Origin of the sequence: Parafrankia elaeagni (assembly GCF_000374165.1) — a bacterium.
GTDB classification, from domain to species: Bacteria; Actinomycetota; Actinomycetes; order Frankiales; family Frankiaceae; genus Parafrankia; species Parafrankia elaeagni.
In genome coordinates this window covers 360286-366285 of record NZ_KB893717.1, presented here as the reverse complement: position 1 = coordinate 366285, position 6000 = coordinate 360286, and the positions used below count along the sequence as shown (strand labels likewise).

Annotated in this window: 5 protein-coding genes; all 5 read right to left on the bottom strand. The window is 66.8% G+C overall.

What is annotated here, in order from left to right:
- Positions 1-771 (bottom strand): HpcH/HpaI aldolase/citrate lyase family protein (locus B207_RS0112280; RefSeq protein ID WP_035740565.1); only part of this gene is annotated, 771 nt, incomplete at its 3' end.
- Between the two features lie 157 nt (positions 772-928).
- A complete protein-coding gene (locus B207_RS0112275; protein ID WP_018636830.1) occupies positions 929-1690 on the bottom strand; it encodes an IclR family transcriptional regulator in 762 nt (253 codons plus the stop codon).
- A 37-nt stretch (positions 1691-1727) separates the two neighbouring features.
- Positions 1728-2477 (bottom strand): enoyl-CoA hydratase/isomerase family protein, encoded by a 750-nt coding sequence (locus B207_RS0112270; RefSeq protein ID WP_018636829.1) that lies wholly within the window; start codon positions 2475-2477, stop codon positions 1728-1730.
- A 609-nt stretch (positions 2478-3086) separates the two neighbouring features.
- On the bottom strand, positions 3087-4253 hold the full coding sequence (locus tag B207_RS0112260) for an iron-containing alcohol dehydrogenase family protein (protein ID WP_026310977.1): 1167 nt from the start codon (positions 4251-4253) through the stop codon (positions 3087-3089).
- Positions 4254-4386: 133 nt separating this feature from the next.
- Complete coding sequence (locus B207_RS0112255) at positions 4387-5412, bottom strand: AbrB family transcriptional regulator (RefSeq protein WP_018636826.1); 1026 nt, start codon at positions 5410-5412, stop codon at positions 4387-4389.
- Positions 5413-6000 lie beyond the last annotated feature (588 nt).

The following is a 6000-nucleotide window of genomic DNA, read 5'->3' as shown; positions in this document are numbered from 1 at the left end:
CTCCTGCCGAGGCGCGTAGATCTCGTTCGCCGCCTCGATCTGCCCCGGATGCAACACCCACTTACCGTCGTACCCCAACGCCGCGGACTTCTTCGCCACCCCCCGGAACGCCTCCACATCACGAATCTGCAGGAACGGACCGTCAATCGCCTGCACACCCCGCGCCCGCGCCGCCTCCAGAATCTTGAACAGCACGTAGTGGAACGGATCCCCCGGATAGTCCGGGCTCAACGCACCCACCACCAGCGACGGCATGTTCATCGACGCCATGAAATCCGCCGGACCAAAGATGATCGTCTCGATCCGCGGGCTCGCGAACGCGATCTCCTTCACGTTCGACAACCCCAACGCGTTCTCGATCTGCGCCTCGATACCGATCCGCCCCACCTCGAGACCCATCACCTCCTCGATCTGCGTCAACAACAGATCCAGCCACTGCACCTGCGCCGCCGTCTGCACCTTCGGCAACATCACACAGTCCAGATTCGCCCCCGCACCCTCCACCACCGTCACAACATCCCGATACGTCCACTTCGTCGTCAGGTCATTCACCCGCACCACCCGCGTCTTACCCGCCCAGTCACCCTCGTTCAACACCGACACCACGTTCCCCCGCGCCGACTCCTTCGCCCCCGGCGCCACCGAGTCCTCAAGATCACAGAAGATCTGGTCAGCGGGAAGGCCCTGCGCCTTACCCAGCATCTTCAGGTTGGAAGCCGGAACTGCCAGACACGACCGGCGAGCACGAGCGGAGCGGGCTTGGGCAGACACAGATACTCCCGATTCGTCTGTCGACCGGTCGCGGAGGCGACTCCGGTAACGCACCGGTGCGACCCCCGGGTCGCCATCGGAAACCGGTCGTCTTCTTCAGAAATTCAACGCTGAAATTTTCGTCGAGAAAAGAAACGGGCCGGTCTGCCCTGTCCTGCTAACGCGAAAGGGGAGCTCGGCGCCGCCACGAGTCGACGTGCTCGAGCAGCATCTCCGCCAGTTGTTCCCTACGAGGCAGAACTTCCGTGCTGGGCCCCACCAGGGTGACCTCGGCGACCGGTTCGCCTGACTGGCCCGACACGACCGTCGCGATGGCGGAGCGCGTACCAGCATGCTGGGTGTTCTGGGCGATCCGCGTCCTCCTGATGTCCTCGTACTCGACGAGGAACTGGTCCACGAGTGCGGCTTCCTCCGGCTTCCGTCGACGCAGGTACGCATCTCGCTGCGCGGCGGGCAGCGCCGCGAGAATCGCCTTGCCACCAGCCGTCCCCAGCATGGTGCGGCGGATGTTGTTACGTGCCGCGAAGCCCGCCAGCCTGTCCGCACCGAACTCCGACACGTAGATCAGGTGGTCACCGGCCTGGACGCCGACAAAAACCGTGACACCCGCCGCCTCGTAGAGTGATGCGATATCGGCGTCTGTCACCATTCCGGCGCGAAATCCGCCGCTGGCCAGGGTCAGACCGTAGAGTGCCGGGCCGAGATAGAACCGATGGCCTTCCTCATAGACCCACCCTGCCGCGAGAAGCCCTCGGACGAATCCGTGAACAGAACTCTTCGGAGCGTCCAGTGCCCGCACCAGCTCGACAAAAGTCATACCGGGGTTGTAGACGACTTCTTCAAGGATGCGAGTAACCCGGTCGATCGTCCGGTGGTTCTGCGGGGCACCCTCGGGCTTCGGGGCCGGAACATCGGTCATGGCCAGTATTTAACCCCACCCTCGACGGACCACCCGCTCAGGCCCCGACGAAGATCGGCGCACGCTTGCCGATTGACGCCTGGATTCCCTCCTGGAAGTCGGCCGTCCCGAGTAGGACCGCCTGTGCGGCGGCCTCCAGGTCGAGAGCCGCCGAGACCTGCGAGACGAGGTCACGCCGGAGGGTCGACCGGATCGACAGCAGGGACAGCGGCGCGGACTGGGCGATCTCGCGAGCCCACGCCAGTGCCTCGTCCCGCGGCTCGCCTGCCGTGACACGGTCGCACAACCCGATCGCGAGCGCCTCGGGTGCCCGCACCGAACGCCCCGTGTACAGCAGATCACGCGCCTTCTGGTTCCCCACGACCGTCGGCAGGGTGACCGAAAGGCCGAAACCGTGGTGGAAGCCCAGCCGGGCGAAGTTCGCGCTGAACCGCGCGTTCTCGCCGGCGACCCGGAAATCGGCAGCCAGCGCCAGCCCGAGACCGCCGCCGATCGCGGCGCCCTGCACGGCGGCGATGACGGGCTTGCGTGCGGTGAAGATGGTGAACGCCTCGCGGTAGACCCGGCGCAGCCCGTCCGCGTCGACGTCGCGGAGATCGGCACCCGCGCAGAAGTGACGCCCCTGGGAGCAGAGCACCACGCAACGGACCTCGGGCATGGCGTCGACGTGAAGCAGGGCCTGCGCCACCCCACGGAGGCTGGCCTCGTCGAAGAAGTTGTTCGGCGGCCGGTGCATCTCCACCACCGCCACGTTCTCCTGGCAGTCGATGGTGACCAGGTCCGTCATGGGGCTACCGGGGCCGGGAGCGACTCGTGGGCCTCGACCGTGCGCGCGGGGCGGTCGACCTCGCCCACCTCGCCGAGCCGCGGCAGCCCCGCACGAATCCGCCGGTGGCCCGGGACCGCGAACGGCGCCCGATGGTCTCGTGACATCCCGCGTGCCTCCTCTGGTTCGCCGCCGCAGGACGACGACGATCGTGTCGTGTGGGGTGGGGTGCGCTCGACCATCGCCGCCGGCCGCGTCACGCCTGTGCCCGCGCGGTTACGGACCTCGTCAGGTCGCGCTGAGGACGACCCCGGTCACCGGAGCACCGAGTCGTCGCCAGGCACCCTCATCCATGCCGCCGCGGCAATGCCGCCGCGACGACCTCCCTGCGTGCACGGGCCGCGTTTACACAGCCCTTCTGCACACAGCCTCGCTGTACACGAGCCTGCTCAGCTGTGCACGACCATTCAGCTGTGTACGAGCCTGCTCATACATATCTAGACTTATGCATATTTACGAACTTTCGTTCGTACTTACGAAACTAGTCTACCTCGACCCGAGCGTCAACAGAGGTGTCAGACGGCCCGCGCAGTCTCTTCCGGAGCGACATCGGCATGTGGGCAACCACCCTCACCAGGCGCTCTCGAGAAGCGACACGAGATCATCCCTGGTCGCCGGGCGCGGGACACGGGTGATGGCCCAGTCGTCCATCGCATGGCCGACGATCTCCGGCAGGATCTCGCGGCCGATTCCGACGTCGCGGAGGCGGCGAGGCACACCGGCGGCCACGAGCAGTTGCTCGACGGCACCGATCGCCTCCGTCGCATCATCGCGGGGCCGGCTCCCGCCGCCGAGGACGTCCACGATCTGGGGGAGGCGCTGCTTCGTCACCTCGGCGTTGAAGCGCATCGTGAGCGGCAGGAGCATCGCCTCGACCGTTCCGTTCGCCACTGTGGAGCGCGGGCCGACCGCGTGTGAGAGAGCCTGGGCCAGGCCGGCACCGGTGTGGTCGCTGCCACTGCCCGCAAGGAACGCGGCGAGCATGAGGCGCAGGCGTGGCTCGCTGTCCGCGGCGGTGCCGAGGCGTGGCAGCCACTCCCGTGACAGGCGGAGAGCATGCGCCAGCTCGGCGTCGGCGAGTGGATCGTCCGTGTGCGACTGCAGCCCTTCGACAGCCATGGCGAAGGCGTTCAACGCGGACGAGCGCACCAGCGACACCGGCGCGGTACCCGCGATCACCGGATCCATGAACAGGCCCGTGGCACGGGTCTTGGGGTCGAAGAGGGCCAGTCGCTCCCCGGTTTCCGGGTCGCGCACCGCGCTGCCCGCCTTGGCGTAGGCCGTGGTCGGGGTGCTGGCAATGATCCACTGCGGCAGCTTCGGTGCGTTCAGCTTCGGGCTGACCAGACGGCCGTCGACACGCCGGGTGCAGAGATCGCGCGCGTCGGCCTTCTCCGCCAGCAGGATGCTCGCGGCGCGGGCAGTCACGATGGCGGATCCGCCGCCCAGCGCCACCACGGCGTCCGCCGCGGTCGTTTCCAGGACCTCGCGCGCGCGTTCGACCGCGGGCAGCGGACTGTGTTCACGGACCTCGTCGAACCATCCGGCGAGCCGGTCACCGAGCACTGACTCGACCCTCGCCATCGCTTCGGCGTGGCGGCGCATCGAGCCCCCGCAGAACACGACCGCCCGCTGGAGCCCCGCACGGTCGAACTCACGCGGCAGGGCAGCCAGCGCGTCCTCGCCGGCGAAGACACGGACGGAGGATGTCACGTGTCTGACGGTAGGAAAGATCATGACATCCTCCTGGAGGCCGCGACGACAACCCTGGCCGGGTCTCGTGCAGCCTAGCCCGACGTTCGCATATAAGGAACATGGTACGCATAGGGGATCAGACTGGGTGGTGGGGTGGACTGCGATCGCCGGATGGTCAGGTATCCGCCAGCCTGCTGTGACGTCGGATCAGGGTGCCGATGAGCGACGCGCTCAGAATGGCGGCGAACACCCGTACGAGCTGCATCGTGATGACCAGCCCGACCTCCGAACCGGACTGGACCGCGACAGCGGTCACCGCCGGGAGACCGCCCGGGGTCATCGCCAGGTATCCGGCGAGATCCGGGATTCCGAACATTCGGGCAAACACGATCCCGATCAGGGCGCAGCCCCCGACACTCGCAATCAACTGCACCGTCACCAACGGGAAGAGCCGTACCAACAGGCGAATCGTGGCGGCGGTGAAGGAGAACCCGACAGCAAGTCCTGTGATGGTGTAACCGAGATTGAGCAGCGGCTCCGGAACCTCAAGCGGAGCGGAGGTCATCAGCGCGATCGCCATGGCGATCAGCATCGGGATGACCAGGCGCGAGCCGCTGAAGGTGAGGACCTGCGCGAGAAGCAGACCAACCCCCAGACACAGAGCCGTGAACAGCAGGCTCTGCCACAGGACAGGGTCGGCGGCAGGTCCGAGGCTCGCCGGAGCAAGACTTCCGGACCGGTCGAGGATCGGCGCGACCAGCGACAGCGAAACCACGACGAGCACCACACGCGCGTACTGGACGGCCGAGACAATCGCGTCGTCGGCATCCAGCTCCTTGGCCATGGCCGAGACTCCGGAGGCAGCGCCCGCCATCGAGGCGAAGATCGCCGTAGCCAGGTTCACCTTCGGTGACACCACGAGAACCAGACCCGTCAGCATGCTGAAGACGAGGGTGACGGCGACGCCCCCGAGCACCTCGACGGGCTGACTCACCAACTGCCGGATCACGGCGGAGTCGATCAGAGCGCCCGCGCTGACCCCGATCAGCGCCATACCGAAATGCCGTGCCGGCTGAGGAAACCGCCATGGTGCTCGGAACGTGAGTGTGAACGCGGCCCCGCCGATCAGACCACCGAGAAGGTACGGTGCCGGCGAGTGGACAAGATGCATCAGTATCGTTGCGGCGACGAGGAGGGCCACGCCGCATAAGCCTCTCCTGCCCTCCCTCGCGATGACCTCTCTCTGCACTACATCACACTGCCTGCGCCGGCGGACGAAGCCGCGTTGTCGCGGGTGAGAGCGACAGCGGAAAGGGGCGACCGGACCCGCCGCCTCGGGCGGGATCAGACACCGGGATTATCGTCGACGGTTCGGCGGACACATTTCTGGGCACGTCCTTCTCTCCTTCGCGGAACCGCACCGGAGGTGACACGGGCCGCAGACATGACAGAACATTCGGGAATGCAAAGCGAGCGGAGGTGCGGCGGTCATCAGCTCGCCCGCGGCGCCAGCCGGGGGATCAGCAGCGGCACGGAAATCGTGATCGGCCATTCGTGCCCGACCGCGTGCACTGGCACGGGACCCTGACACAGGAGCCCAGGAGGCGAGTCCATCGTTCGACGGCCTGCGCGGGCGCGTCCGGATCACTGCCGGTCCGTCACTGCGACGTCGCCTGTTCTTATATGCGAACTATTTAGCGTATGTAAGTACTTTAGCGAGAGACCGCGGAGGGGTCAACGCATCATGGCCAGCGAACTGCCAGCACACAACGCGCAACCGGCCGAGCCT